Source organism: Roseateles saccharophilus (assembly GCF_031458095.1).
GTDB classification, from domain to species: domain Bacteria; phylum Pseudomonadota; class Gammaproteobacteria; order Burkholderiales; family Burkholderiaceae_C; genus Pelomonas; species Pelomonas saccharophila_A.
In genome coordinates this window covers 834,121-858,938 of sequence record NZ_JAVDXU010000001.1, presented here as the reverse complement: position 1 = coordinate 858,938, position 24,818 = coordinate 834,121, and the positions used below count along the sequence as shown (strand labels likewise).

The following is a 24,818-nucleotide window of genomic DNA, read 5'->3' as shown; positions in this document are numbered from 1 at the left end:
GCAAAGGCATCCCCTCATGATCAAGCACACCCTCGGCCTGGCCCTGCTGGCTGTGGCTTTTGGCGCCCAGGCCCAGGCCACCCCGGGCAGCAATCTCATCGTCAACGGCAATGCGGAGGCCGGCGTCTCCGGCTGGACCGGCTTCGAAGGCTATTCGCTGTTCCAGTCCGTCGACTACGGCAGCAACTGGGTGCTGCCGACCCAGCCCGGCCCGCTTGACCGCGGCAGCAAGATGTTCACCGGCCTGACCGCGCAGGCCGCTGGCTTCCAGACCCTGGACCTCGGCGCCCTGGCCGGCCAGTCCCTGCATTACGAGCTGAGCGGCTACCTCGGCGGCTGGGCTGCCCAGGGCGACAACGCGCTGCTCTATGTGTCCTTCCTCGATGCCCAGGACAACGAGATCGGCCATGCCGCCATCGGCCCGGTGACGCCGGCCGAGCGCGGCAACCAGACCGGCCTGTTCCTGCGCACGGCGTCGGGCCAACTGCCGGCCAACACCAGCGCGCTGATGTTCTCGCTGTCCATGGAGCGGCTGGGCGGCGGCGACAACGACGGCTATGCCGACAACCTGTCCTTCGTCGTCAGCAGCGTGCCCGAGGGCGGTACCCTGGCCTATGCGCTGGCGGGGCTGGGGCTGCTGGGTGGCTTGCTGAGGCGGCGCCGCTGAAGGAGGGCGGGACCGGGCGGCTCGGGCTATGCTCGATGCCGGCTCAACCATCTCCGCCCGCCATGCGCGCAGCCTTCAGCCTTCTCGCCCTCGTCATCGTCGCGGCCATCGTGCTGTCGCTCGCCAAGAAGCAAGCCACGGCCCTGAAGCCGGCTGCCGCGGGCGCGTCGTCGGCCGCGGCGGGCGGTGCGGCCCTGCCCACGCCCAAGGCCGTGGGCCAGCAGGTGCAGAACTCCATCGACGAGGCCGCCCGGAAAGCCGCCGAAGCGGCCTCGGCATCGACGAACTGAGGCGTGACCGGCCACAGGCTCTTCTTCGCGCTGCGGCCGGACGAAGAGACGGCCGAGCGCATCGCCCGCTTTGCCACTGCCGAGCACGAGGCCCGTGGGCTGCAGGCCCGGCTCAGGCCCAGCCGCATCTTCCACATCACGCTGCACTACTTCGGCTATTTCGACGCCGAGCCCGATGCCGAGCTCATTGCCCGCGCGAGCCGCGCCGCGTCCGAGGTCGTCTGGCCGGCCTTTGACCTGAGCTTTGACTGCTTCAGGAGCTGGGGCAACGAGCGCTCGTCCAAGCACCCTTTCGTACTGACGGGCGGCCAGGGCCTGGAGGCCGTGCGTGAGCTGCATGAGGCCCTGGTCGAGCGTCTTGCCGCGCATGATTTGCCGACGCCGGAGCGCGATTTCCAGCCGCATCTGACCTTGCGCTACGACAAGCGCACGGCGCCAGACTGGGCTGTCGACCTGGCCGGCTGGGTGGCCGGCGAATTCGTCCTCGTCAAAAGCCCCCAAGGCCAGACGCGGCACGAGATCATCGCGCGCTGGCCCCTGCAGGGCTGAGGCCTGCTCCTACAGGGCTTGAAGCCGCCGGCCGACGGGCGGCCAGCCGGGCCCTGGCCACCATGGAGCGTCCCCCTGCAAGGAGAGACCACCATGTTGACCAAATCCATCCTGGCCCTCGTTGCCACCTCGGCCCTGGCCGCCAAGCTGATCCAGCATTTCAGCCACAAGCAGAGGCTGCGCCGGGCCCATGACGACAAGCGCCTGCATCGCGAAGACGTGCATCGTTGGGAGGCCGAGGGCGGCAATCTGCCGACGCCTCAGACGGCCGCCAAGTCTCCAGCCAAGCCGCCGGCCAAGCGCCGCGCGCCCCGCGCCAAGCCCGTCAGCCCTTGACGATGGCCTCGGCCAGGGCCCGCACGCTCAGCGGCGCCGAGCCCTCGGCCTTGTTGGAGATGGTGACGAAGGCATCCTGACCCGCGCCGGCGGTGCCGCGGATGACGCGGGCCAGCTCGGCGCGCGTCTCGGGGTCGGGGTCCAGCATCGCGTTGAACTCGCCATACAGCTTCTCGGCCTCCTCGTAGCCATAGGGGCCGTGCAGGCGGTTCAGATTCCAGCGCACCACCAACGGCCCCGGCCACAGCGCGCGCAGCAGCGGCAATTGCTCCTGCAGCGGCGGCAGTTTGGGATGCAGGCCGACGCAGTAGCGCGCGCCGGTGCCGCGCAGCAGGGCGACGAAGTCCGGGCATAGCCAAGCCGCGTCGCGTACCTCGACGGCCAGCACGCCGGCCGGCGGTTTAGGCAGGGCCAGCAGCAGAGCATGCAGCCGGTCGAGCTGCTCGTTCATGCGCGAGAGCCGCAGGGCGGGCAGGGGGCTGAGCTGGAAGACCAGGGCACCTATGGTGGTGCCCAGGCCTTCGTAAGCCGGCTCGATGAAGGTCTGCAGCGCCGTGACGGCGTCCAGGAACAGCGGATTGGGTTCCTGGCGGCGACCGTCCTCGCTGCGCAGCAGCGCGTCGGTCACGAGGCTGGGTGCCTTTACCGTGAAGCGGAAGCCCTTTGGCACTTGCTCGGCATGGCGCTGGAATTCGCTCGCGGTGATCGGCCGGTAGAAACCGCGGTCGATGCCGACGGCGCGCAGCAGCGGGTGGGCGGCATAGGCCGTGAGGCCGGTCTTGGACAGGGTCGCCTCGCTGTGCTTGCCGGCCCAGACCAGGCCTTCCCAGCCCGGATAGCTCCAGGTCGACGTACCGAGGTGGATATGCGGCGACAGCGCCGCGGCCAGGGCCTGGTCATCGGCCTCGGGCGGCGCCGGCTGCACGCCGCGCGAGCGCCTGGCCGGTACCTCGCCACCGAACAGCTCGTCCTGCATCAGAACATCAGTAGCTTGAGCAGCACGATGTTGACGGCCAGCAGCATCAGTGCCGTGGGCAGCTGGGCGCGGATGACGCCGTTCTTGTCCTTCAGCTCGAGCAGGGCGGCGGGGATGATGTTGAAGTTGGCGGCCATGGGCGTCATCAGTGTGCCGCAGTAGCCGCAGAACATGCCGATGGCGGCCATGACGGCCGGGTTGCCGTGGTGCATGCCGAGCAGGATGGGAATGCCGATGCCGGCCGTCATGACGGGGAAGGCCGCGAAGGCATTGCCCATGACCATGGTGAACAGGGCCATGCCCAGGGCATAGGCGGCGACGGCGTAGAGCGCGTTGTCGACCGGGATATAGCTGGTCGTCAGATGGGCCACGGCCTTGCCGACGCCGGCGTCGGTGAACAGCAGCCCCAGGGTCGCCAGCATCTGCGGCAGGATGACGGCGGGGCCCATGGTCTCGAGCAGGCGGCGCGACTCGCGCAGGGCCTGCATGGGCGTCTCACGCGTCATCCACAGCGCGCTGGCCAGGCCGACCAGGGCGCCGAGGCCGACGCTGATCAGCGTGACGTTCTTGCTCTCGACCAGCAGCCAGCCGCCCAGGCTGACGTCCTTCAGCGTCAGCGTGCCGACCAGGGCCAGCACCGTGATGGCCAGGATGGGCAGGAAGAGCCTGTTGCCCAGGCGCGCCGCGCTGGCCTGGCGCTCGCTGACCTCGCGCTGGCCATGCTTGCCCAGGGACACGCCGCCCAGGCCGCCGAGGGCCGCGAGCATGACGACGATGAGGCCGCTGACGACCGGCGGCAGCATGTCGCCGGCCAGGTAGATGAGGGCCCACAGGGCCCAGAACAGGCCGCTGCTCCAGCGCCGCGGGTTGCTGCGGTCGCGCCAGGTCAGCACCGCGACGATGACGAGGGCGATGCCGGTCAGCAGGAAGAGCTGGTCAAGCTTGAGAAGAGCGTTCATGCCTGGTTCTCCAGAGCGCGGGCGCGGGCGATGTCTTGCGGCAGACGGTGGTCGAGCCTGATCAGCCGCGCGGCGTGGATGATGAAGGCGGCGATGGCCGTCGGGATGCCCCACAGCGCGATATGCAAGGGGTCGGTGACGATGCCGTTCTCGGCCAGGAAGGTCTGCATCAGCACGATGGAGCCGAAGGCGACGAAGATGTCCTCGCCGAAGAAGAGGCCGACGTTGTCGGTCGCCGAGGCCATGGCCTTCCATTTGTCGCGCACGGCCTGGGGGATGGGGCCATGGGTCTTCTCGGCGGCGGCTTCGGTCATGGGGGCGACGAGAGGTCGCACCATGGGCGCATGGCCGCCCAGGGACGTCAGGCCCATGGCGGCGGCCGATTCGCGGATGAAGAGATAGACGACGAGGAGCCGACCCGCGGTCGCCGAGCGAATGCCTGCTATCCACGTCTGTGCGCGCTCGCGCAGGCCGTGTCGTTCCAGCAGGCCGATGATGGGCAGGGGCAGCAGCAGGGTCAGCGGCAGGTTGCGCGTCTTGACGAAGCCGGTGCCGAGCTTGGCGAGGATGAGGTCCAGCGGCAGCTTGGCCGCCAGGCCGGTCGCGATTCCCGCCGCAGCCACGACAAGGACGGGGTTGAAGCGCAGCACAAAGCCGACGATGACGACGGCGACGCCGATCAGCGGCCAGAGGGATACATCAGCAGACATGTCAGTTCTCCATGGGTTATTGCGGGTCGAGCGCCGGGCCGCTCCCTAGCCGGCCCGCGTTGACGATGTGCTCGCGGCTAGACGCCGCGAGCATCGTCATCCCCTCGGGGGATCGATCGGGTGTGCCCGCGTTCAGTGGGGCAAGACCGGGCGAGGGGCTTCATTTCAGGCGCGCAGTTCGACGCCGGCTTGAGTGAGGGCTTGGTGGATGGCGCGGGCAAAGGTGAGGGCGTAGGGGCCATCGCCATGCAGGCAGATGGTCTGGGCCTGCAGGGGAACAATCTCGCCGCTGACGGCTTGCACGACGCCTTCGCTGACCATGCGCAGCGTGCGGGCGACGGCTTGGGTCGTGTCTTCGACGAAGGCGCCGGGATGGCTGCGCGGCACCAGGCTGCCATCGGCGCGGTAGCCGCGGTCGGCAAAGACTTCGGCGACGCCGCGCAGGCCGGCGCGCTCGGCGGCTTTCAACAGTTCGCCACCAGCGAGACCGTAGATCGCCAGCGACGGATTGACGTCAAGTACGGCGGTGGCGATGGCGTCTGCGAGTTCGGGATCGCGAGCGGCCTGGTTGTAGAGGGCGCCGTGGGGCTTGACGTGGTGCAGCCGGCCGCCAGCGGCGCGCACCAGGGCGTCCAGCGCGCCGATCTGGTAGATCAGGTCGGCCCTGACATCGGCCGGCGCCAGCTGCATCTCGCTGCGGCCGAAGTTCTCGCGGTCGGGATAGCTCGGGTGGGCGCCGATGGCCACGCCGCGCTCCAGCGCCGCGGCCACAGTGGCCTGCATCAGCCGCGCATCGCCGGCATGCCAGCCGCAGGCGATATTGGCCGAGCTGACCAGGGCCAGCAGTTCGGCGTCGTCGGGCGCGCCTTCGCCGAGATCGGCGTTCAGGTCGACATGCATAGGGCAGTCCTCAGTTGAGCCAGCGTGGCCTGGCGCTCGCGCAGGGCGGCGACAGCCTCGTCGGCGGTGCAGGGCGTGAAGCGCAGCGTGGCGCCCAAGCGCAGCTGACCGAGCTTCCACAGGTCGGCGCGGATGACGACGCCAATCCTTGGGTATCCGCCCGTCGTCTGCGCATCGGCCATCAACACGATGGGCTGGCCCGCCGGCGGCACCTGGATGACGCCGGGCAGCACGCCGTGCGAAGCGAGTTCGCCGCCGCGCTCGCGTTTCAGTTCGGCCCCGGCAAAGCGATAGCCCATGCGGTTGCTCTGGGGCGTCAGTTGCCAGTCGATCGCCCACAAGGCCTCGTGCGCAGCGGCGGAGAAGTCCTCATGCTCGGGGCCCGGGAGCACGCGCACGCTGGCGTTCCAGTCGGGAGGGCGGATGCCGATGCTGCGTGTGGGCAGGCGTTCCGGCACGGCCAGTGGCAGCACATCGCCGTCGCGCAGGGCACGGCCCCCGAGGCCGCCGAAGCCGGCCTTCAGGTCGGTGCTGAGCGAGCCCAGGGCCGGGGGCAGGGCGATGCCGCCCGAGATGCATAGATAGCTGCGCATGCGCTCGCGCGGCGCGGCGAGCTTCAGCGTCTGGCCGGCCTGCGCGCGCTGGCGCCACCAGGGCCGCAGCGGCCGGCCGTCGAGCATGGCGTCGGCATCGGTGCCGGTGACGGCGATGCAGCAGTCGGCCTTGAAGCGCAACGTGGCGTGGCCGAGGGTGAACTCGAGTCCCGCCGCGCCGGCGTCGTTGCCGACCAGCAGATTGCCCCAGGCGAGGGCGACGTCGTCCATGGCGCCGCAGCGGCTGATGCCGCGATCGCGCCAGGTGTCGCGGCCGAGGTCCTGCACCGTGGTCAGCGGGCCAGCGCGCAGGACTTCGATCATGAAGACGCCTCCGCGACAAAGCGCACGCGATCTCCCGGGGCCAGCAGCGTCGGCGGCTCGGCCTGGGGGTCGAAGAGGGGCAGGGCGGTGCGGCCGATCAGCTGCCAGCCGCCGGGGGTGACGAGGGGATAGATGCCGGTCTGGGCGCCGCCGATGCCGACGCTGCCGGCCGGCACGGCCGTGCGCGGTTCACTGCGGCGCGGCGTGTGCAGGGCCGGGTCCAGCCCGCCCAGATAGGCAAAGCCGGGCTGGAAGCCGATGAAATAGACGACGTAGTCGGCCGCGGTGTGGCGCTGCACGACCTCCTCGGGCGACAGGCCGCAGTGGGCGGCGACTTCGGCCAGGTCCGGCCCGTCATAGCGCACCGGTATCTCGACAAGCCGCCCCGCCTGCTGGCGCCGCAGCGGGCGCGCCCACAGCGCGCGGGCGGCCTGCTCGAGAGCCGCGCCGTCGGTCTGCAGCGGGTCGAAGGTCAAGGTCAGGTTGTTCATGCCCGGGATCAGGCCGAGCACGCCCCCGGTCTGGGCCAGCCCGGCGCCCAGCTGCCAGATGCGCTGCTGATGTTCCAGGTCGATGGCTCCGTCCACCGCGCAGCACAGCGCCGCCTCGCCCAGCGGGCGAACGAGGAGGTCGGGTGGCGCGGTGTTCATTTGAATATCAATAAAACGTATACGATTTGTATTCGAGTCGTGCTTATGATGTCAATCATGGTTCGCAGCATCGTGTCGTCCTCGCATCTGGTGTCTGAAAAGAGCGCCGAGCTGTCGGAGTTCGAGTTCGGACTCATCGTCGTCAGCAATGCCTTCAACCGCTGGATGGTGCGCTGCATGGCCGCCGCCGGCATGAAAGACCTGGCCGCGCTGGACATCTCGTTGCTGCACCACGTCAACCACCGCGACCGCAAGAAGAAGCTGGCCGACATCTGCTTCGTGCTGAATGTGGAGGACACCCATGTCGTCGCCTACTCGCTGCGCAAGCTGGTCGGCATGGGGCTGGTGAGCAGCGAGAAGATCGGCAAGGAGGCCTTCTTCTCGACGACCGAGCAGGGCCAGGCCCTGTGCGCGGCCTACCGGGAGGTGCGCGAGCGCTGCCTGATGGAGGCCCTGGCCGACAGCGGCCAGCAGAACCAGGACATCGGCGACTGCGCCCAACTGATGCGCCTTCTGTCGGGGCTCTATGACCAGGCGTCGCGTTCCGCCGCTTCGCTCTGAAGCCCGGGCCTAAACTGCCGGCCCGATGAGCGAGCAGCCGACGATCTTCACCCCCGCCGACGAATACGCCATGCGCCAGGCGCTGGACCAGGCCCACAACGCCTGGCTGGTGGGCGAGGTGCCGGTGGGGGCCGTCATCGTGCGTGACGGCCAGATCATCGCGACCGGCTACAACCGCCCCATCACGACGCATGACCCGACGGCCCACGCCGAGATCGTCGCCCTGCGCCATGCGGCCACGCTGCTGGAGAACTACCGCCTGCCCGAGTGCGAGCTCTTCGTGACGCTGGAGCCCTGCGCGATGTGCGCGATGGCGCTGATGCATGCACGCTTCAAGCGCGTCGTCTTCGCCGCGGCCGACCCCAAGACCGGCGTGGCCGGTTCCGTCATCGACCTGTTCGGCCAGCCCCTGCTCAACCATCACACGCGCATCGAGGGCGGCTTGCTCGCCGAGCCTGCGGCCCAGCTGCTGCGCGACTTCTTCGCCGAACGCCGCGAGGCCGCACGGGCGCGCCGCGCCCGCAATGCCGAATCCGGCCAGGGCCTGATCCCGACCGGCGAAGCCACCGAATTGGACGAATCCTGATGACCTCACTCACGTTGTTCACGCCGTCGGGCGTGGTCGCCAAGGCCGAGAACCTGAAGCGTGCGGCCAAGCGGCTGACACAGCTCGGCTTCGAGGTCGGCATCGACGCCGATGCGCTGTCCAAGCACCAGCGCTTTGCCGGCGACGACGCGACGCGGCTTGCGGCCCTGCATCGCATTGCCGACGCCGCGCCTTCGGTCGCCATGGCCACGCGCGGCGGCTACGGGCTGACGCGGTTGCTGGACCAGCTCGACTGGGGGCGCATCGCCAAGAGCATCGAGCAGGGCACGCGCTGGGTCGGCTACAGCGACCTGACAGCGCTGCAGAACGGCCTGATCGCCCGCCACAAAGGCCTGTCGATGTGGGCCGGGCCTCTCGCCTGCGATGACTTCGGTCGCAGCGAGGCTGACGGCGGTGTCGACGAGATCACGCGTGACTGCTTCCTGGAAGCCATGAGCGGCGCGCTCGAGGCCGTCGGCTTTCGCGAGCCCTCTGGTGGTTTCGACGGCCTGGAAGCGCGCGGCCGGCTCTGGGGCGGCAATCTGACGGTGCTGTGCTCGCTGCTGGGCACGCCGCACTGGCCCAAGGTCAAGGGCGGCATCCTGTTCCTGGAAGACATCAACGAGCATCCCTACCGCGTCGAGCGCATGCTGCTGCAGCTGCAGCAGGCCGGCGTCATCGACAACCAGGCCGCGGTACTGCTGGGCGACTTCAGCGGCGCGGCCAAATCGCCGCTGGACCGTGGCTATGGCATCAAGGATGCTGTCGCCGCGCTGCGCGCCCGCACCCGGACGCCGGTGCTGACTGGCCTGCCTTTCGGCCATATCCGCACCAAGATCTGCCTGCCGGTGGGCGGCACGGTGGAGCTCTATGTGCAAGGCCGCGAGGCCATCCTGGGCTGGCAGTCGGACCCGCGCCTGGCGCATGCGGCCCATCACCAGCACGATGAAGACTGCGGCGACGACTGCGGGCACGACCATCACTGAAGTCACCCCGGGTTTTCCTCGCCGGATTTACCTCGGGTACGGCCCTGTATAGACGAGTGGCCCGACTATCATTCCGACATCGCCTCGGCCCGCGCCGGGGCGCTTGTCTTTTGAGGGTCTGAGTTGGGAGCAGTTGGCGGTTGGATGAGGAGTTGCCTGGGCGCGTTGCTGCTCGTGCCCCTCGCCGCCTGCGACAACAGCCCTCATCCGCACGGGGCCGAGCGTGACAACACGCTCTACATGGCCTTTTCGGAGCGCTCGCCCCGCTATCTGGACCCGACCTCGTCCTATACGGCGCCCGAGAGCACTTACACCTACGAGATCAGCGAGCCGCCCTATGGCTACCACCCGCTCAAGCGCCCCTATACGCTGATCCCGCGCACGGCCACCGAGCTGGTCCAGCCCTATTACCTCGACGCCCAGGGCAAGCGCCTGCCCGACGATGCGCCGGACGAGCAGATCGCCGAGGCCGTCTACGACATTCCGCTGCGTGCGGACCTGAAGTGGTCGCCCCACCCGGCCTTCGCCCGCGACGCCCAGGGCGGCTACCTCTACCACCACCTCAAGCCCGGCGAGCTGGGCGACAAGCGCAGCCCCTTCGACTTCAAGCAGCTCGGCACGCGTGCAGTCGTCGCCGAGGACTTCGTCTACGCGCTCAAGCGCCATGCCAACCCGCGCATCGAGGCGCCGTTGCAGGCGGTGTTCTCCGAGCATGTGCTGGGCCTGAAGGACTATGTCGCGCTGATCAAGCGTGAGAGCGCCAGGCAACTGGAAGGCCGGCCCGAGAACCTGGCCGACAAGCCCTTTCTGGACCTGCGCCAGTGGCCCCTGGCCGGCGCCCAGGCCGTCAACGACCATCTGCTGCGCATCCGCCTCAAGGGCCGCTATCCGCAATGGCGCTTCTGGCTGGCCACAAACTTCACGGCGGCCGTGCCCTGGGAGGTGGACGCCTTCTATGCCCAGCCCGGCATGGCGGCCAATTCGCTGACCTGGAACCAGTGGCCCGTCGGCAGCGGCGCCTTCATGATGACGGAGTCCGTGCAGGACCGCCGCCATGTGATGAGCCGCAACCCCAACTACCGGGTGGAGACCTACCCCTGCAACGGCAGCCCCGGCGACGCCGAGGCGGGCCTGCTGGCGGACTGCGGCAAGCGCCTGCCCTTTGTCGACAAGGTCGTGGCCATCAACGTCAAGGAGAGGGTGCCGATCAAGGAGCTGTTCAAGCAGGGCTATCTCGACCTGCCCGAGATGGACCGCGCCGACTGGGGCGTGAACCTGGCGGTCGACCGCGACGACTCCGACGAGGTGCGCGCCTTCTTCGAGCAGCGCGGTTTCCGGCTGCCCATGGACGTGGACATCAGCAACTGGTACCTCGGCTTCAACTGGCTGGATCCGGTGGTTGGCCGCGGCGACACGCCCGAGCAGCAGAAGCGCAACCGTGCGCTGCGCCAGGCCATCTCCATCGCCATCGACTGGGAGGAGGGCTATGGCCGCATCTTCCGCGACCGCGGCGGCGACGCGGCCCATGGGCCCATCCCGCCGGGCGTGTTCGGGTCGAAGGAGGGCCAGCCCGGCGAATACAACCCGGTCACGCACAGGCTCGTCAATGGCAAGCCGGTGCGCCGTCCGCTGGAGGACGCCTTCAAGCTGATGGCCGAGGCTGGCTACCCGGACGGCCGCGACGCGAAAACCGGCAAGCCCCTGGTCCTGAACTACGACTTCCAGCGCGTCATCACGCCCGAGCTCAAGGCCGAGAACGACTGGATGGTGCGCCAGTTCGCCAAGCTCGGCATCCAGCTCGACATCCGCGCCACCGACTTCAACCAGTTCCAGGAAAAGATCCTCAAGGGCAAGCACCAGATCTTCTGGTGGGGCTGGTTCGCCGACTACCCCGACGCCGAGAACTTTCTCTTCCTGCTCTACGGCCCCAACAGCAAGAGCCTGCACGAGGGCGAGAACACGGCCAACTACGCCAACCCCGAGTTCGACCGCCTGTTCCGCAAGCTGCAGTCGCTGGAGGACGGCGCCGAGAAGGCCAAGGTGATGGCGCAGATGAATGACATCGTGCGCGCGGACGCGCCCTGGGCCTGGGGCTTCTGGAGCTATTCGGGCCTGGCCTTCCAGCGCTGGGTGCACAACGGCAAGCCCGGCGTCGTCGTGCGCGACCGCGCCCGCTACCTGCGCGTGGATGCGCAGGAGCGCACGCGCAGCATCGCCGAATGGAACCGGCCGGTCTGGTGGCCACTGCTGTTGCTGGCCGTCGGCGGGCTGGCCATCTTCATCGCCACGCGCCGCGCCTGGCGCGCCCGCGAGACCGCCACGGCCGCCAAGCTGGAGTCGGCCTGATGCTGGGCTTTGTGCTGCGCCGCCTGGGCTACGGCCTGGCCATCCTCGTCGGCGTCAACCTCTTCACCTTCCTGCTGTTCTTCTCGGTCAACACGCCCGACGACATGGCGCGGCTGAACATCGGCGGCAAGCGCGTCACCCAGGAGCAGATCGAGAAATGGAAGGCCGAGCGCGGCTATGACAAGCCGCTGTACTACGACGCGAGCAAGCAGGGCAGCGAGCGCGTCACGCACACCATCCTGTGGGAGCGCTCGGTGTCGCTGTTCGCGCTGGACTTCGGCAAGAGCGATGCACGCCAGGCCGTCAACATCGGCCACGAGATCAAGGTGCGCATGGGCGTCAGCCTGCAGCTGGCCCTGCCTCTGTTCATGCTGCAGATCCTCGTCAGCGTGGCCTTCTCGCTGCTGCTGGTGTTCTTCAGGCACACGCGCATCGATTTCTGGGGCGTGGTGCTCTGCGTGCTGATGCTGTCGATCTCCAGCCTGTTCTACATCATCGTCGGCCAGTTCCTGTTCGCCCGCCTGCTCAAGCTGGTGCCCATGAACGGCTTCGCGCCGGGCCTGGACGCCATCAAGTTCCTGGCCCTGCCCATCCTGCTGTCGCTGCTGTCGCGCCTGGGCGGCGAGGCGCGGTTGTACCGGGCCATGTTCCTGGAGGAGATGGGCAAGGACTATGTACGCACGGCGCGCGCCAAGGGCCTCTCCGAGGGCCGGGTGCTGAGCCGCCATGTGCTGCGCAACGCCCTCATCCCCATCATCACCAGCGCCGGCAGCTATCTGCCCTATGTCTTCCTGGGCAGCCTGGTGTTCGAGAGCTTCTTCGGCATCCCCGGCCTGGGTGCCTTCGTCATCGAGGCCATCACGGGCCAGGACTTCGCCATCGTGCGCACCATGGTCTTCCTCGGCGCGCTGCTCTACATCGCCAGCAATGCGCTGATCGATATCGCCTACACGTGGGTCGACCCCAGGGTGAGACTCCAATGACCCCCACGCGCACTTCGTACGCTGCCCCCCGAGGGGGCGCTCATGCCCTTCGGGCGGCCGGGCGGGCATGGTCATGAAGTTCGTGCTGCTCTGGACCGACCTCGCGCTGTGGCTGATGGCCGCGGCCGGCATCGCCTACGCCTGGCGCGTGAGGGCTCAGGCCAATCTGCGCGCGACCTGGGTGCGGGTGCTGCGCGACCCGGTGGCCGCGAGCGCCGGCGTCGTGATGGCCTTGTTCCTGCTCGTCACGTTGATGGACAGCCTCCATCTGCGCCGCGAATTGCAGAGCGGCGAAGGCGCGGCGGCCGTCTATGACACGCGCACCCTGTCGCTGCTGGACCTGCTGCTGGCGCGCCAGATCGAGATGCGCGAGGTCAGCTATTCGCTGCCGCTGGGCGCCCACGGCCTCAACAAGGAAAGCATCCTCGAAGCCGGCGGCCAGGTGAGGCGCGACTTCCCGCGCCTGCAGTTCGGCGGCGCCCATCTGGCCGACCCGGCCGAGCAGTGGGCCGGCGATGTCCTGGGCCGGGTGGGCCTCGGACTGGCGGGCGGCTTCATCGTCGTGGCGCTGATGGTGGCGCTGACGGCCGCGGCGCTGGCACGCCATCACGGCGGCTGGCGCGACGCCCTGGCCGACCTGGCCGCCGACCGCACCTTCTACCCCTTGCGCGCCATGCTGCTGACGCTGGCCGTCGTCGCGCTGCTGGCCGGCCCCGTCATCGCGTTGATGCCGCACTATCACGTGTTCGGCACCGACCGCACCGGCAACGACGTCCTCGTGCAGGCCCTCAAGAGCGTGCGCACGGCCTTCGTCATCGGGGCGCTGTCCACCCTGGCCACGCTGCCGCTGGCGCTGCTGCTGGGCGTGCTGGCCGGCTATTACAAGGGCTGGGTGGACGAGCTCATCCAGTACGTCTACACGACGCTGAGCTCGGTGCCCAATGTGCTGCTGATCGCCGCCTGCGTGATGATGGTGCAGGTCTTCTTCGACAAGAACCCCGAGCTCTTCGAGACGGCTGCCGAGCGCTCGGACGTCAAGATGCTGATGCTCTGCCTCATCCTCGGCCTGACCGGCTGGGCCGGCTTGTGCCGCCTGGTGCGCGCCGAGACGCTGAAGCTGCGCGAGCTCGACTATGTGCAGGCCGCGACGGCCTTCGGCGTGAGCGACTTGGCAATCATGGCCCGCCACATCGTGCCCAATGTCATGCACCTGGTGCTGGTCACGCTGGTGCTGAGCTTCTCCGAACTCATCCTCTACGAGGCGGTGCTGACCTATGTCGGCGTCGGCGTCGATCCGGTCATGAACAGCTTCGGCAGCATGATCAACCTGGCCCGCGCCGAGATGTCGCGCGACCCGGTGGTCTGGTGGAGCTTCGCGGCGGCCTTCGGCTTCATGGTCGGCCTGGTGCTTGCGGCCAATCTGTTTGCCGACGGCGTGCGAGATGCCTTCGATCCCAAGGCGCGTTCGGCGCGGCCGCGTCTCTTGCGGCGCAGCAAGGAGGCCGTCGATGCTTGAGATCGCTGGCCTGCAGGTCCAGCTCGATGCCGATGCCGGCCTGGTGCGTGCCATCGCCGGCATGCATCTGGCGCTGACGCGCGGCGAGACCTTCGCCCTGGTCGGCGAGAGCGGCTGCGGCAAGAGCATGACGGCCCTGGCCCTGATGCGCCTGCTGCCCGAGAACGGCCGCATCGCCGGCGGCAGCGTGCTGTTGGGCGGGCGGGACCTGCTGGACCTGCCCGAGAGCCGCATGCGCCAGGTGCGCGGCGGCCGGATCGGCATGATCTTCCAGGAGCCCTCGACCAGCCTGAACCCCGTCATGCGCGTCGGCGAGCAGATCGTCGAGGCCATCGAGGCGCATACCGAACTGCGCGGCAAGGCGGCGCGCGCCAAGGCCATCGACTGGCTGGCGCGCGTCGGCATCCCGGAACCGCAGCGGCGCATCGACGACTACCCGTTTCGCCTGTCCGGCGGCCAGAAGCAGCGCGTCATGATCGCCATCGCGCTGGCGGCCGAGCCCGACTATCTGATCGCCGACGAGCCGACGACGGCGCTGGACGTGACCATCCAGGCGCAGATCCTCGACCTGATCCGCGACCTGCAGCGCGAACGCCAGCTCGGCGTGCTGCTGATCACCCACGATCTGGCCGTCGTCAGCGGCATGGCCCACCGGGTCGCACTGATGTATGCGGGCCAGATCATCGAGGTCGCGCCGGCGGCGGAGTTCTTCGCCCATCCCAAGCATCCCTATGCCCGGCTGCTGCTGCAGGCTCTGCCCGAAGCGGCGCGGCGCGACGCTCCCCTGGCCGCCATCGCCGGCACCGTGCCGCCGTTGTGGCTGGAATTTGCCGGCTGCCGCTTCGCGCCCCGCTGCGACAAGGCCATGGGCCACTGCGCGAGCACGCCACCCGCGCTGACCGAGCAAGGCCCGCGCCATCAGGTGCGCTGCCTGCTCTACAGCCAGCCCGGCGATGCTTTGTCGCCGCGCGAGACCTTGAGCCCCAAAGCCCTGCCGCCGGCGGCGACGGGGGAGGGCGCGCCCTTGCTCGACGTCCGCGATCTGCGCGTGCGCTTCGCGCTGAAGGCGCCGCTCCTGCATCGCGGCCCGCGCCATTTCGATGCCGTGGACGGCATCAGCCTGCAGCTGCATGCCGGCCGCACCCTGGCCCTGGTCGGCGAGTCCGGCTGCGGCAAGACGACCTCGGGCAAGGCCATCGTGCAGCTGCTGCGCCGCCAGGCCAGCATCAGCGGCCAGGCCCTCTTCGAAGGCCGGGACCTGTTCAAGCTGAACGGCGCGGCCCTGCTGCAGGCGCGCCGCCAGATCCAGATCATCTTCCAGGATCCCTTCGCGTCGCTGAACCCGCGCCTGCGCGTCGCCGATCTGCTGGAGGAGGGGTTGATCGCGCTGCGCCCCGACCTGGACGCCAACGCCCGCCGCGCGCGCCTGCACACCCTGGTCGACCAGGTCGGCCTGCGCCGCGACGCGCTGCAGCGCTGGCCCCACGAGTTCTCCGGGGGGCAGCGCCAGCGCATCGCCATCGCCCGGGCGCTGGCCGTCGAGCCCAGGCTGATCGTCTGCGACGAGCCGACGTCGGCGCTGGACGTGTCCGTGCAGGCCCAGATCCTCAACCTTCTGCGCGAATTGCAGCGCGAGCAGGGCCTGGCCTATCTCTTCATCACCCACAACATCGGGGTCGTCGAATACATCGCCGACGAGGTTGCGGTGATGCAGGGGGGGCGGATCGTCGAGCAGGGGGACTGTGACAAAGTTCTCAGACAGCCCCGTGAAAGCTTCACGAGGAATCTGCTCGCGGCGGTGCCGCGATTGCTTGTTCCCGCGCCGTAATCGCGTCGCGCGCCGACAACGGCTAGGGTTTGACTCTAGCCGATGGAGTCGCTGAATTTCCTTTTGGATCAATGACTTGGCTGAGGGGGCCGATGGCCTAGGGGCTTTCCTTGGGCTGTCGCTATGTTGCGCCCGCACAAACTTCCGGCACCCCCCAATCTGAGCTGATCGCTCAGGCCAAGGATTGGCCTCATCCGGGCCAGCACCGCCGGGTATCCACGGCGGGCCCCATCTTCCTCAAGGAGTCTCAATGTTCAGAAAAACCATCATCACGAGCGCCGTCCTGGCGCTGGCCGCGACCAGCGCGCTGGCTCAGGACGCACAGAAGCTTGAGCGTATCGAGATCACCGGCTCCAGCATCAAGCGCATCGACGCTGAAACGGCAGTGCCGCTGACCATCGTCACGCGCGAGTCCATCGACAAGTCCGGCGCCTCCAACGTCCAGGAACTCGTGGACCGGCTCAGCTCGAACAATGGCGGCGGCCGCTCCCTGGGCGAGTCCATCGGCGACTCCAACGCCACCGGCCAGACGGGCGCCTCGCTGCGCGGCCTGGGCCGTGAGCGCACCTTGGTGCTGCTCAATGGCCGTCGCCTGGCGATCTATCCCTTCGCCGGCGCTGGCGTCGACCTGAACGCGATTCCGCTGGCCGCCATCGAGCGCATCGAAATCCTGCGCGACGGCGCCTCGTCGACCTACGGCTCCGACGCCATCGGCGGCGTCATCAACTTCATCACGCGCAAGGATTTCCGTGGCGGCGAGGTGACGGCCGGCTACGAGCAGCCTCAAGCCACCGGCGGCACCGTCGTCTCGGCACAGGGCGGCATCGGCTTTGGCGATCTGGCCAAGGACAAGTTCAACATCCTGGGCACCTTCAGCTTCCAGGAGTACGACGTCGTGCACGCGGCGGATCGTGAATTCGCCAAGACCGGCAATCGCCCCGACATCGGCGTGGTGAAGTCGTCGGGCAATACCTTCCCGGCCAATGCCTACAACGCCCAGACAGGCGCCTACATCCCCGGCGTCGCCGGCTTCCCGAACTGCAAGCCGCCCGACAGCTTCCCCGGTGGCGCAAACTGCCGTTACGACTACACCAGCAAGATCGACATCATCCCGGCCTCCAACCGCTTTGGCGGCCTGCTGCGCGGCACGGCGGAGTTGAGCGCCGACCACCTGCTGTTTGCCGAACTCTCCTATTCGCGCAACGAGATCACGCTGGGTTCGTCGCAGACGCCGTCCAGCACGACCGGCCGTGACGACTACCTCTACCCGGCTGGCGGCAAGTACTACCCGACCGCGGCGGTCGATGCCTCCTCCAGCAAGGGCTACCGTGGCGACCTGGTGATTGCCTGGCGCATGGTCGATGGCGGCCAGCGCCTGACCAAGGTGACCAACGACATGACCCGCGCCCTGGTTGGCGCCGAGGGCAATTTCGCAGGCTGGGACTACAAGGCCGGCCTGATGCGCGCCTCGTCCAAGGCCAGCGAAGACTTCCTGACCGGCAATTTCTCGGACACGCAACTGGTGCGCGTGCTGAAGACCGGCAACGTCAATCCCTTCGGCCCCAACGATGCAACCGGCCTGGCCCTGCTGAAGGAAGCCGAGCTGCACGGCAACAACCGCGCCTCCAAGACGACGCTGGACGCCTTTGACTTTTCGATGTCGCGCGAGCTGTTCGCCATGTCGGGCGGCAATGCCGCCATGGCTGCGGGTCTGGACATCCGCAAGGAAGAGTATCTGGACGGCTACTCCGACATCGCCGGCTCCGGCGACATCGTGGGCGGTTCGGGCAATGCAGGCAAGGTGCGCGGCGAGCGCAAGACCACCGGTATCTATGCCGAGTTGAACCTGCCGGTCATCAAGAACCTGGAGCTGAACGCTGCCGTGCGTGCCGACCGCTACAGCGGTGCCAGCGGCGAGTCGCGTGATGGCGCCTTCAGCTCTCCCAACCTGTCGTCCACCAGCCCCAAGTTCAGCCTGCGCTGGACGCCGATGAAGGAACTGCTGGTGCGCGGCTCGGTGGGCAAGGGCTTCCGCGCCCCCGCGCTGGACAACCTCTACGCACCTTCCGCGGGCACCAACACGGGCGGCAACTTTACCGATCCGTACTACAACACGCTCAAGGGTTGCGCGGCCTTCCCCAACACCAACTACTGCGACACGCAGCTGACGGTGGTCAACAACAGCAACCGCAACCTCAAGCCTGAGAAGTCCAAGACGGCGACCCTGGGTGTCGTCTTCGAGCCGATCAGGGATCTGTCGATGGAGGTGGGTTACTTCAACATCAAGATCACCGACGGCATCAAGTCGCTCACCGGCGACGACATCCTGAAGGACTGGTTCTCGCATCAGACCGGCCCCACGACCAGCTCTTCGGTCTATGCCAACCGCCTGATCAAGAACGCCCAGGGCTATCTTGACCATGTCGAAGCCTCGCTGGAGAACGTCGGCCAGGCCAAGGTGTCGGGCTTCGATCTGTCGGCCCGCTACCGCGTCCGCACGGCACTCGGCAATTTCACGCCCTACTGGGAAGCCACCATCGTCACGAAGAGCAGCGAAACCAATGTGGTGACGGGCGAAGTCGAGGACACGCTGGGCAAGTACCTGCGCGGCGGCCCGGTGGTTCGCGTCAAGCAGAACGTCAGCCTGGACTGGGACACCGACGCCTGGGCCGGCGGCGTGCGCTACTTCCGTCAAAGCGGCTATCGCGACTATGACGAAGTGCGCCACGTGCCCAAGTACGACCTGTGGAGTCTGCAGGGTCAATACAAGGGCGTGAAGAACCTGGTCCTCACGGCCGGCGTTCTGAACCTGCTCGACAAGAAGCCGCCGGTGACGGTCCAGGAAGACTACTTCCAGGTCGGTTTCGACCCGACCTATGCCGACGTCAAGGGCCGCAGCTTCTACGTGCGCGCCAACTACAAGTTCTGATCCCGCGACGATCGAACAGAATCCAGCAGGCCTTCGGGCCTGCTTTTTTATTGACGTTCAGCATTTCCATGGACTACATCAATCCGACCCTCGACCTGAGCGAGATCCGTGCAAGGTTCGGTCGCGACCGCCGCGTGCTGATCCGGGATTTTTTCAAACCGGATGTCGCCGATGCATTGGCTCGCGCCGTCGAGGCCATCGACTGGAGCCTGTGCTACCGCGACACCCAGGGCGACCGTCGGCTGACGGGCGAGCAGCTGCGCGGGCTTGAAGAAGACCAGCGGGCTCACCTGATCAACGGCATCACGGAAGTCGCGCGCCGCGGATTCCAGTTCTCCTTCTTCACCGAGTCACTGGCTGACGCAATGTATCGAGGTGAAACGGGGCTGTTGGCGCGTTTCATCCGCTGGATGGCCGACGAAGCCTTCCTGTCGGTGATGCGTGACATCACCGGCGTCCCTGACGTCAACCGGGTGTACGCCCAGGCGACCATGTACGCCCCCGGCAGCTTTCTGCTCGCCCATGACGATCACGTCGATGTCGAAGACCGGCGCCTGGCCTATGTCATCAACCTGACCCGGCAGTGGCGGCCGGACTGGGGCGGCCTGCTGAACTTCAGCGATCGGGACGGCTCGGTCAGGGACAGTTACTTCCCCCACTTCAATTCGCTGTCGCTGTTTGCCGTGCCGCAGACCCATTTCGTGTCCTATGTGCCGCCCTTCGCCCAGGGGCAGCGCAACGCGATCACGGGCTGGCTCATCGCCGCCTGAACATTGAACCGATGTTTCACGCGGGGCTTGCTGCGTGTAATCGCGCTGTTGCACCTGCCCGGGTTAGCCCCAGGAAGTGTGAAGAAAACCCGGGGCTAAGATGACTGCATGGCCAGGTTTGGCCGGAGGTGTGGTTTCGCTGCGCCTGGTTCGTGGCGATGAAACGCGTGCCCGACGGCTTTTGCCACCGGGCGTTTTTTTTGGCTCGAGCAGGTGTAAAGAGGCTTTACACGCCGGCTGTACTGCGTGTTTTCGACGAGGCGGAATCGTTCTCTCCGCGATCTAGAATGCACGCCCTTCGGGAACCAGTTGACGGCAGGAACGCAACTTCCTCCGTGGCAGTGGCCGCTTGTCCGAGAAGAGTCATTGACTGTGATTTGTAGTTGCAAGAAGGAGCGCGCATGAATTTTGCGCAGGAGAAGCAGGGCGCGTCCCGGTTCACGGGCTTCGGCATCGTTGTCCTGATCCACATCGTGGCCATCTACGCGCTGGCCAGTGGCCTGGCGCGCGATATCGTCAAGAAGGTCACCGGCCCCATCGACGTCAAGGTGATCGAAGAGAAGGTCAAGCCGCCGCCGCCGCCTGAGAAGGTGGTGCCGCCGCCGCCGGATCTCAAGGCACCCCCTCCGCCTTTCGTCCCCCCGCCCGAATTCCAGGTGACCGCCCCGGCACCGCCGGCGCCGGCCATCCAGTCGACCCAGGTGGCCCCGCCGGCCGTGGCTGAAGTGCGTCCCGCACCGCCGCCGGCTCCCGCGGCTCCGCCGGCCGTCAAGCCGACCAAGACCACCGCTGCGATGGTCTGCACCAAGATGGGCAAGCCTGAAGTGCCGTCCGTCAACTGGAGCGGCGAAGCTCTGTACAAGGCCGTGGCCACCGTGAAGGCGGGTCGCGTCACCTCTGTCGAAATCACCCCGCTGCGCGGTGGTGTTGACCGCAAGGCCCAGCGCGCGATGACGCAAGCCATCACGCAAACGCTGCAGGACACCTATGAATGCCCGGGCGATCACGTGTTTGAGCAGGAGTTCCAGTTCAAGATCGAGTAAGAGCCCCGCTTCGAACCCGGCGCCAGACCGGCGCATTCAGAACCGCATCAAACCAGAATTTTTCCTAGGAGTTGACTCCATGATTTCTCGCATCACCGGCTTCCTGGCCGCCATCGCCATGGCTGCGACCCTGGCTGTTTCGCCCGCCCACGCCCAAGACCAGAAGCCGGCCGACGCTGCCTCTGCCGCCGTGGTTGACGCCGCCGCCCCCGCTCCGGCCGCCGCCGCCTCCAAGCCGCAAGACAACCCCTACGGTCTGGCCAACATCGTTGCCCACGGCAACATCGTCGACCAGGTCGTGCTGTTCATCCTGGCCATCATGTCCATGGGCTCCTGGTACATCCTGATCGTGCGCCTGTGGGACACGAGCAAGCTGTCCTCCGAAGCCAAGGAAGTCCGCGCCACCTTCTTCAAGAAGGCCAGCCTGGCTGACGGCATCCGCAGCCTGAAGGAAGAAAGCGCCTTCCGCTACATCGCCACGGCCGCCATCGAGGCTTCGGAGCACCATGAAGGCGCCCTGACCGAGAACATCGACCACAGCAGCTGGGTGACGATGAACGTCGACCGCGCCGTTGCCGACGTCAACACCAAGATCTCCGCCGGCCTGGGCTTCCTGGCCACCGTCGGTTCGACCGCTCCCTTCATCGGCCTGTTCGGTACGGTGTGGGGCATCCTGAACGCGCTGACCGCCATCGGTCTGGCCGGCCAGGCTTCCATCGACAAGGTGGCCGGCCCCGTGGGCGCCGCGCTGATCATGACCGCCATCGGTCTGGTCGTCGCCGTTCCGGCCGTGCTCGGCTACAACTGGCTGGTCAACCGCAACAAGACCGTCATGAGCCAGGTCCGTTCCTTCGCCGGCGATCTGCACGGCGTGCTGATGGGCAACCGCTCGGTCGCCAAGCGCTAATCCCTGAGCTGAAGCTCGCACAGGAGCCAATGCCATGGGCATGAACGTCGGATCCTCTTCCGGCGATGACGAGGTGGTCTCGACCATCAACACCACGCCCCTCGTGGACGTGATGTTGGTGTTGTTGATCATCTTCCTCATCACCGTGCCGGTGGTGACGCAGTCGATCGCGGTGAATCTCCCCAAGGAGACCAACCAGATCCGCGTCACGAAACCGGAAAACATCGAAATCTCGGTCAGCAAGGACGGCGACGTCTATTGGGGTACCAAGCTGGTTCCTGACATGGAGGAGCTGGTCAAGCGCCTCGGCAAGGAATCGGTCAAGAACCCCCAGCCCGAGGTGCATATTCGCGGCGACGACAAGGCGCGCTACGAGTCGGTCGGTCGTGTGATCTTCGCCAGCCAGCGTGCCGGCATCATGAAGGTCAACTTCGTCACCGAGCCGCCGGCTCGCAACTGATCCCAGGAGTCAAACATGGGAATGAATGTCGGAAGTTCGTCGGGCAGCGGTGAACCCGAAGTCATGATGGACGTCAACACGACGCCGCTGATTGACGTGATGCTGGTGCTGCTGGTGATGCTCATCATCACCATCCCCATCCAGCTGCACACGGTCAACCTGGACATGCCGCCGCCGAGCACGCAGCCGCCCCAGCAAGACCCGGTCGTGCACACCGTCATGATCGACTTCGATGGCACCGTCTACTGGGACGAAACCGCGCTGGCGAACATCGACGCCGTGAACGCCAAGATGCAGGAAATCGGCGCCATGCCGATCAGTGATCAGCCCGAAATCCACATCAAGCCCAACAAGCTGGTGGACTATGGCGTCGTTGCTGCGGTGATGGCCTCGGCCCAGCGCAACAGCGTCAAGAAGATGGGCATGGTTGGTAACGAGCAATTCGTCAAGTGACGTCCTCGGGACCGCTGACCACGATACTGTGATGCGCGCTGCCCGAAAGGGCGGCGCGCTTTTGCTTTGCAGGAGAGCAAATTGAATACTCTGAAAACCATGGTGGCTGTCGCCGTTGGCGCCCTGGCCCTGTCCCTGAACGGCGCGCCCGGCGCCGAGTTCGGTTTCAGCCAGGCGGCTGCCCAGGAGAGCGTGCGCAAGGAGGTTGGCGCGCCGCTGACCGAGGCCTCCAAGCTCTACAAGGCCGGCAAGTTCAAGGAGGCGCTGGCCAAGCTGCGCGACGCCGAAGCCGTCGGTGGCCGCACCGCTGCCGAGAACAATGCCATCGAAGGCATCCGCTTCTCGGCCGCCATGGGCGCCGGCGAGGCCGACACGATGGTCCGCTCCTTTGACGCCCTCAAGGGCTCCGGCAAGCTGGGCCAGGCCCAGCAGCTGCAGTACATGGAAGCCATCGCCGGCACCTATCTGCGCAACAAGGACAGCGCCAAGGCACTGAACTGGGCGCAGCGCTACTTCAAGGAAGGCGGCAACAGCCCGACCATGAAGCAGGTGCTGCAGACCGCCCAGTTCGCTTCCGGCGACATGAGCGGTGCGATCAAGGACACGCTGGAGGAGATCGCTGCCGACGAGCGCGCCGGCCGTGCGCCCGCCAAGGACAAGCTCAACCTGCTGCTCTACGCGGCCCAGAAGAAGGGCGACGCGAACGCCGAAGGGGTGGCGACCGAGAAGCTGCTGAACTACTACCCGGATCCCAAGCTGTGGGCGCAGATCCTGGGTGGCCTGCCGCAGAAGAAGAGCTTCGACAGCAGCCGCTACGCGCTGGACCTGTATCGCCTGCGCCTGGCCACCGGCAATATGTCGCGTGGCGCCGAGGACTACATGGAAATGGCCCAGTTGGCCGCCCAGGCCGGTTATCCGGAAGAAGGCAAGCAGGTCGTCGACAAGGGTCTGGCCGCCGGCGTGCTGGGCCAGGGTGCCGAAGGCGCCCGCCACAAGCGCCTGGCCGACCTGATGGTCAAGAAGATCGCCGAGGCCAAGGCCAATGCCGCAGCCAACGAGAAGGCCGCGGCCGACGCCAAGGATGGCAATGCCCTCGTCACGCTCGGTCTGGCCAACGCCTTCGGCGGCGACGCCAAGAAGGGCGTCGAGCAGATCCAGCAGGGCATCGAGAAGGGCAATCTGAAGCGCCCCGAAGACGCCAAGCTCAACCTCGGCCTGGCCTACCAGCTGGGCGGCGATCACGCCAAGGCCTTGGCCGCCTGGAAGACGGTCAAGGGCAGCGAAGGCGCCGCCGATCTGGCCCGTCTGTGGATGATCCAGTCGCGCAAGCGCTGATCGTCGAACCGCTGAAGCAAAAGGGCCTGGTGCGAACCAGGCCCTTTTTCATTCGGCTCCCCGTTCGGCACCAGTATTCCGGGCCGAGCGCTGGGCCTGCCATGGGCCAGAGGCCCATGGCCTTCCGTAGGCACAAGCAGTCCGCAGGGACTGCTTGTGTCCGACTCCAGTTCACCTAGCCGGCCCGCTCTGGCGATGTGCTTGCGGCTCGATGCCGCAAGCATCGCCGTCCCCTCGGGGGCTGAGGCCGGACATGGCGAGTCCTGAGGACTCGCCGTGCCTGCCGAAGCGCTGCGGGCTGTGACCGCAGCGTGGTCCCGGTCAGGCCCGCCCGCGTGCTGCGGTGCGGGACTGGACGAGGGGCCTTATTTCGGTGCCATGCGGATGGCGCCGTCGAGGCGGATGACTTCACCGTTCAGCATGTCATTGGTGACGATCTGGTGCACCAGCTTGGCGTAGTCCTCGGGCTTGCCCAGGCGGCTGGGGAAGGGCACGCTGGCGGCCAGCGCGTCCTGCACCTCCTGGGGCATGCCGAACAGCATCGGCGTGCCGAAGATGCCGGGGGCGATGGTCATGTTGCGGATGCCGTTGCGGGCCAGGTCGCGGGCGATGGGCAGGGTCATGCCGACGACGCCGCCCTTGGAGGCCGCATAGGCCGCCTGGCCGATCTGGCCGTCATAGGCCGCGACGGAGGCCGTCGAGATCATCACGCCGCGCTCGCCGGTGGCTTCCGGCTCGTTCTTGCTCATCGCTTCGGCCGCGAGGCGGATCATGTTGAACGTGCCGATCAGGTTGACCGTGATGGTCTTGCTGAAGGAGGCCAGCGGATGCGCGCCGTCCTTGCCGACGGTCTTGATGGCGGGGGCGATGCCGGCGCAGTTCACGAGGCCCATCAGCTTGCCCATGCCGACCGCCGCGGCGACGGCGGCCTGGCCATCGGCCTCCTGGCTGACGTCGCACTTGACGAAGGCCCCGCCGATCTCGGCCGCGACCTGCTGGCCGCGCTCGACCTGCAGATCGGCGATGACGACCTTGGCGCCGTGGGCGGCCAGCATGCGGGCCGTGCCTTCGCCGAGGCCCGAGGCGCCGCCGGTGACGATGAACACCTTGCCTGCGATTTCCATGATGAGGATCTCCTCAGTTGATTGGTTGACGTAAACG

Annotated in this window: 25 protein-coding genes; 18 read left to right on the top strand and 7 right to left on the bottom strand. The window is 67.3% G+C overall.

From position 1 onward, the window contains the following. Positions 1 to 16 precede the first annotated feature (16 nt). From J2X20_RS03825 to J2X20_RS03810, 4 genes are all read left to right on the top strand, one after another. On the top strand, positions 17 to 667 hold the full coding sequence (locus J2X20_RS03825) for a hypothetical protein (protein ID WP_310261069.1): 651 nt from the start codon (positions 17 to 19) through the stop codon (positions 665 to 667). 62 nt (positions 668 to 729) lie between these two features. Next, positions 730 to 957: a hypothetical protein gene (locus J2X20_RS03820; RefSeq protein WP_310261066.1), complete on the top strand. Its 228-nt coding sequence runs from the start codon at positions 730 to 732 to the stop codon at positions 955 to 957. Positions 958 to 960: 3 nt separating this feature from the next. Then, positions 961 to 1,506 (top strand): RNA 2',3'-cyclic phosphodiesterase, encoded by a 546-nt coding sequence (gene thpR, locus J2X20_RS03815; RefSeq protein WP_310261063.1) that lies wholly within the window; start codon positions 961 to 963, stop codon positions 1,504 to 1,506. Between the two features lie 93 nt (positions 1,507 to 1,599). Continuing rightward, complete coding sequence (locus J2X20_RS03810) at positions 1,600 to 1,842, top strand: hypothetical protein (RefSeq protein ID WP_310261061.1); 243 nt, start codon at positions 1,600 to 1,602, stop codon at positions 1,840 to 1,842. On the opposite strand, the gene J2X20_RS03805 is transcribed toward J2X20_RS03810, so the two are convergent. The 6 genes from J2X20_RS03805 to pxpB all read right to left on the bottom strand — a co-directional run bounded on the left by J2X20_RS03805 (position 1,832) and on the right by pxpB (position 6,954). Continuing rightward, on the bottom strand, positions 1,832 to 2,818 hold the full coding sequence (locus tag J2X20_RS03805) for a DUF72 domain-containing protein (protein ID WP_310261060.1): 987 nt from the start codon (positions 2,816 to 2,818) through the stop codon (positions 1,832 to 1,834). The two genes, J2X20_RS03810 and J2X20_RS03805, sit on opposite strands and share 11 nt — an antisense overlap. After that, positions 2,818 to 3,777 carry a DUF979 domain-containing protein gene (locus J2X20_RS03800; RefSeq protein WP_310261057.1) on the bottom strand — a complete coding sequence of 320 codons (960 nt, stop codon included), beginning with the start codon at positions 3,775 to 3,777 and terminating at the stop codon, positions 2,818 to 2,820. The genes J2X20_RS03805 and J2X20_RS03800 overlap by 1 nt, the downstream gene beginning before the upstream one ends. Further along, positions 3,774 to 4,487, bottom strand: coding sequence for a DUF969 domain-containing protein (locus tag J2X20_RS03795; protein WP_310261055.1), 714 nt, complete (start codon positions 4,485 to 4,487; stop codon positions 3,774 to 3,776). Before J2X20_RS03795 ends, J2X20_RS03800 begins: the two co-directional genes overlap by 4 nt. Before the next feature lie 165 nt (positions 4,488 to 4,652). Then, positions 4,653 to 5,387: a 5-oxoprolinase subunit PxpA gene (pxpA, locus tag J2X20_RS03790; RefSeq protein ID WP_310261053.1), complete on the bottom strand. Its 735-nt coding sequence runs from the start codon at positions 5,385 to 5,387 to the stop codon at positions 4,653 to 4,655. After that, positions 5,372 to 6,304: a 5-oxoprolinase subunit C family protein gene (locus tag J2X20_RS03785; protein ID WP_310261051.1), complete on the bottom strand. Its 933-nt coding sequence runs from the start codon at positions 6,302 to 6,304 to the stop codon at positions 5,372 to 5,374. The genes pxpA and J2X20_RS03785 overlap by 16 nt, the downstream gene beginning before the upstream one ends. Then, positions 6,301 to 6,954, bottom strand: a complete 654-nt coding sequence (gene pxpB / locus J2X20_RS03780) for a 5-oxoprolinase subunit PxpB (RefSeq protein WP_310261049.1) — start codon at positions 6,952 to 6,954, stop codon at positions 6,301 to 6,303. Before pxpB ends, J2X20_RS03785 begins: the two co-directional genes overlap by 4 nt. A 57-nt stretch (positions 6,955 to 7,011) precedes the next feature. Here pxpB and J2X20_RS03775 point away from each other — a divergent pair, with 57 nt between their 5' ends. The 14 genes from J2X20_RS03775 (at position 7,012) to J2X20_RS03710 (ending at position 23,657) form a co-directional block, all read left to right on the top strand. Next, complete coding sequence (locus tag J2X20_RS03775) at positions 7,012 to 7,515, top strand: winged helix DNA-binding protein (RefSeq protein ID WP_310261047.1); 504 nt, start codon at positions 7,012 to 7,014, stop codon at positions 7,513 to 7,515. A gap of 25 nt (positions 7,516 to 7,540) precedes the next feature. Next, entirely contained in the window at positions 7,541 to 8,101 is a 561-nt protein-coding gene (gene tadA / locus J2X20_RS03770; protein WP_310261044.1) for a tRNA adenosine(34) deaminase TadA, read from the top strand. Continuing rightward, positions 8,101 to 9,087, top strand: coding sequence for an LD-carboxypeptidase (locus J2X20_RS03765; RefSeq protein ID WP_310261042.1), 987 nt, complete (start codon positions 8,101 to 8,103; stop codon positions 9,085 to 9,087). The genes tadA and J2X20_RS03765 overlap by 1 nt, the downstream gene beginning before the upstream one ends. Before the next feature lie 144 nt (positions 9,088 to 9,231). Then, positions 9,232 to 11,433 carry an ABC transporter substrate-binding protein gene (locus J2X20_RS03760; protein ID WP_310261039.1) on the top strand — a complete coding sequence of 734 codons (2,202 nt, stop codon included), beginning with the start codon at positions 9,232 to 9,234 and terminating at the stop codon, positions 11,431 to 11,433. Beyond that, positions 11,433 to 12,416, top strand: coding sequence for an ABC transporter permease (locus tag J2X20_RS03755; protein ID WP_310261037.1), 984 nt, complete (start codon positions 11,433 to 11,435; stop codon positions 12,414 to 12,416). The genes J2X20_RS03760 and J2X20_RS03755 overlap by 1 nt, the downstream gene beginning before the upstream one ends. Before the next feature lie 67 nt (positions 12,417 to 12,483). Beyond that, entirely contained in the window at positions 12,484 to 13,932 is a 1,449-nt protein-coding gene (locus tag J2X20_RS03750) for an ABC transporter permease (protein ID WP_310261035.1), read from the top strand. Continuing rightward, entirely contained in the window at positions 13,925 to 15,760 is a 1,836-nt protein-coding gene (locus J2X20_RS03745) for an ABC transporter ATP-binding protein (protein ID WP_310261033.1), read from the top strand. The genes J2X20_RS03750 and J2X20_RS03745 overlap by 8 nt, the downstream gene beginning before the upstream one ends. 250 nt (positions 15,761 to 16,010) lie before the next feature. After that, positions 16,011 to 18,689 carry a TonB-dependent receptor gene (locus tag J2X20_RS03740; protein ID WP_310261030.1) on the top strand — a complete coding sequence of 893 codons (2,679 nt, stop codon included), beginning with the start codon at positions 16,011 to 16,013 and terminating at the stop codon, positions 18,687 to 18,689. Positions 18,690 to 18,757: 68 nt separating this feature from the next. After that, entirely contained in the window at positions 18,758 to 19,459 is a 702-nt protein-coding gene (locus J2X20_RS03735) for a 2OG-Fe(II) oxygenase (protein WP_310261027.1), read from the top strand. 401 nt (positions 19,460 to 19,860) lie between these two features. Beyond that, complete coding sequence (locus J2X20_RS03730; protein ID WP_310261024.1) at positions 19,861 to 20,502, top strand: ABC transporter substrate-binding protein; 642 nt, start codon at positions 19,861 to 19,863, stop codon at positions 20,500 to 20,502. A 79-nt stretch (positions 20,503 to 20,581) separates the two neighbouring features. Then, on the top strand, positions 20,582 to 21,409 hold the full coding sequence (locus tag J2X20_RS03725; protein WP_310261021.1) for a MotA/TolQ/ExbB proton channel family protein: 828 nt from the start codon (positions 20,582 to 20,584) through the stop codon (positions 21,407 to 21,409). A gap of 34 nt (positions 21,410 to 21,443) precedes the next feature. Next, positions 21,444 to 21,869, top strand: coding sequence for an ExbD/TolR family protein (locus J2X20_RS03720; protein ID WP_310261018.1), 426 nt, complete (start codon positions 21,444 to 21,446; stop codon positions 21,867 to 21,869). A 15-nt stretch (positions 21,870 to 21,884) separates the two neighbouring features. After that, positions 21,885 to 22,322, top strand: coding sequence for an ExbD/TolR family protein (locus tag J2X20_RS03715; protein ID WP_310261015.1), 438 nt, complete (start codon positions 21,885 to 21,887; stop codon positions 22,320 to 22,322). A gap of 81 nt (positions 22,323 to 22,403) precedes the next feature. Next, positions 22,404 to 23,657, top strand: a complete 1,254-nt coding sequence (locus J2X20_RS03710; RefSeq protein WP_310261013.1) for a hypothetical protein — start codon at positions 22,404 to 22,406, stop codon at positions 23,655 to 23,657. Between the two features lie 365 nt (positions 23,658 to 24,022). Here J2X20_RS03710 and J2X20_RS03705 read toward each other — a convergent pair whose 3' ends face one another. Beyond that, complete coding sequence (locus J2X20_RS03705) at positions 24,023 to 24,781, bottom strand: 3-hydroxyacyl-CoA dehydrogenase (RefSeq protein ID WP_310261011.1); 759 nt, start codon at positions 24,779 to 24,781, stop codon at positions 24,023 to 24,025. Positions 24,782 to 24,818 lie beyond the last annotated feature (37 nt).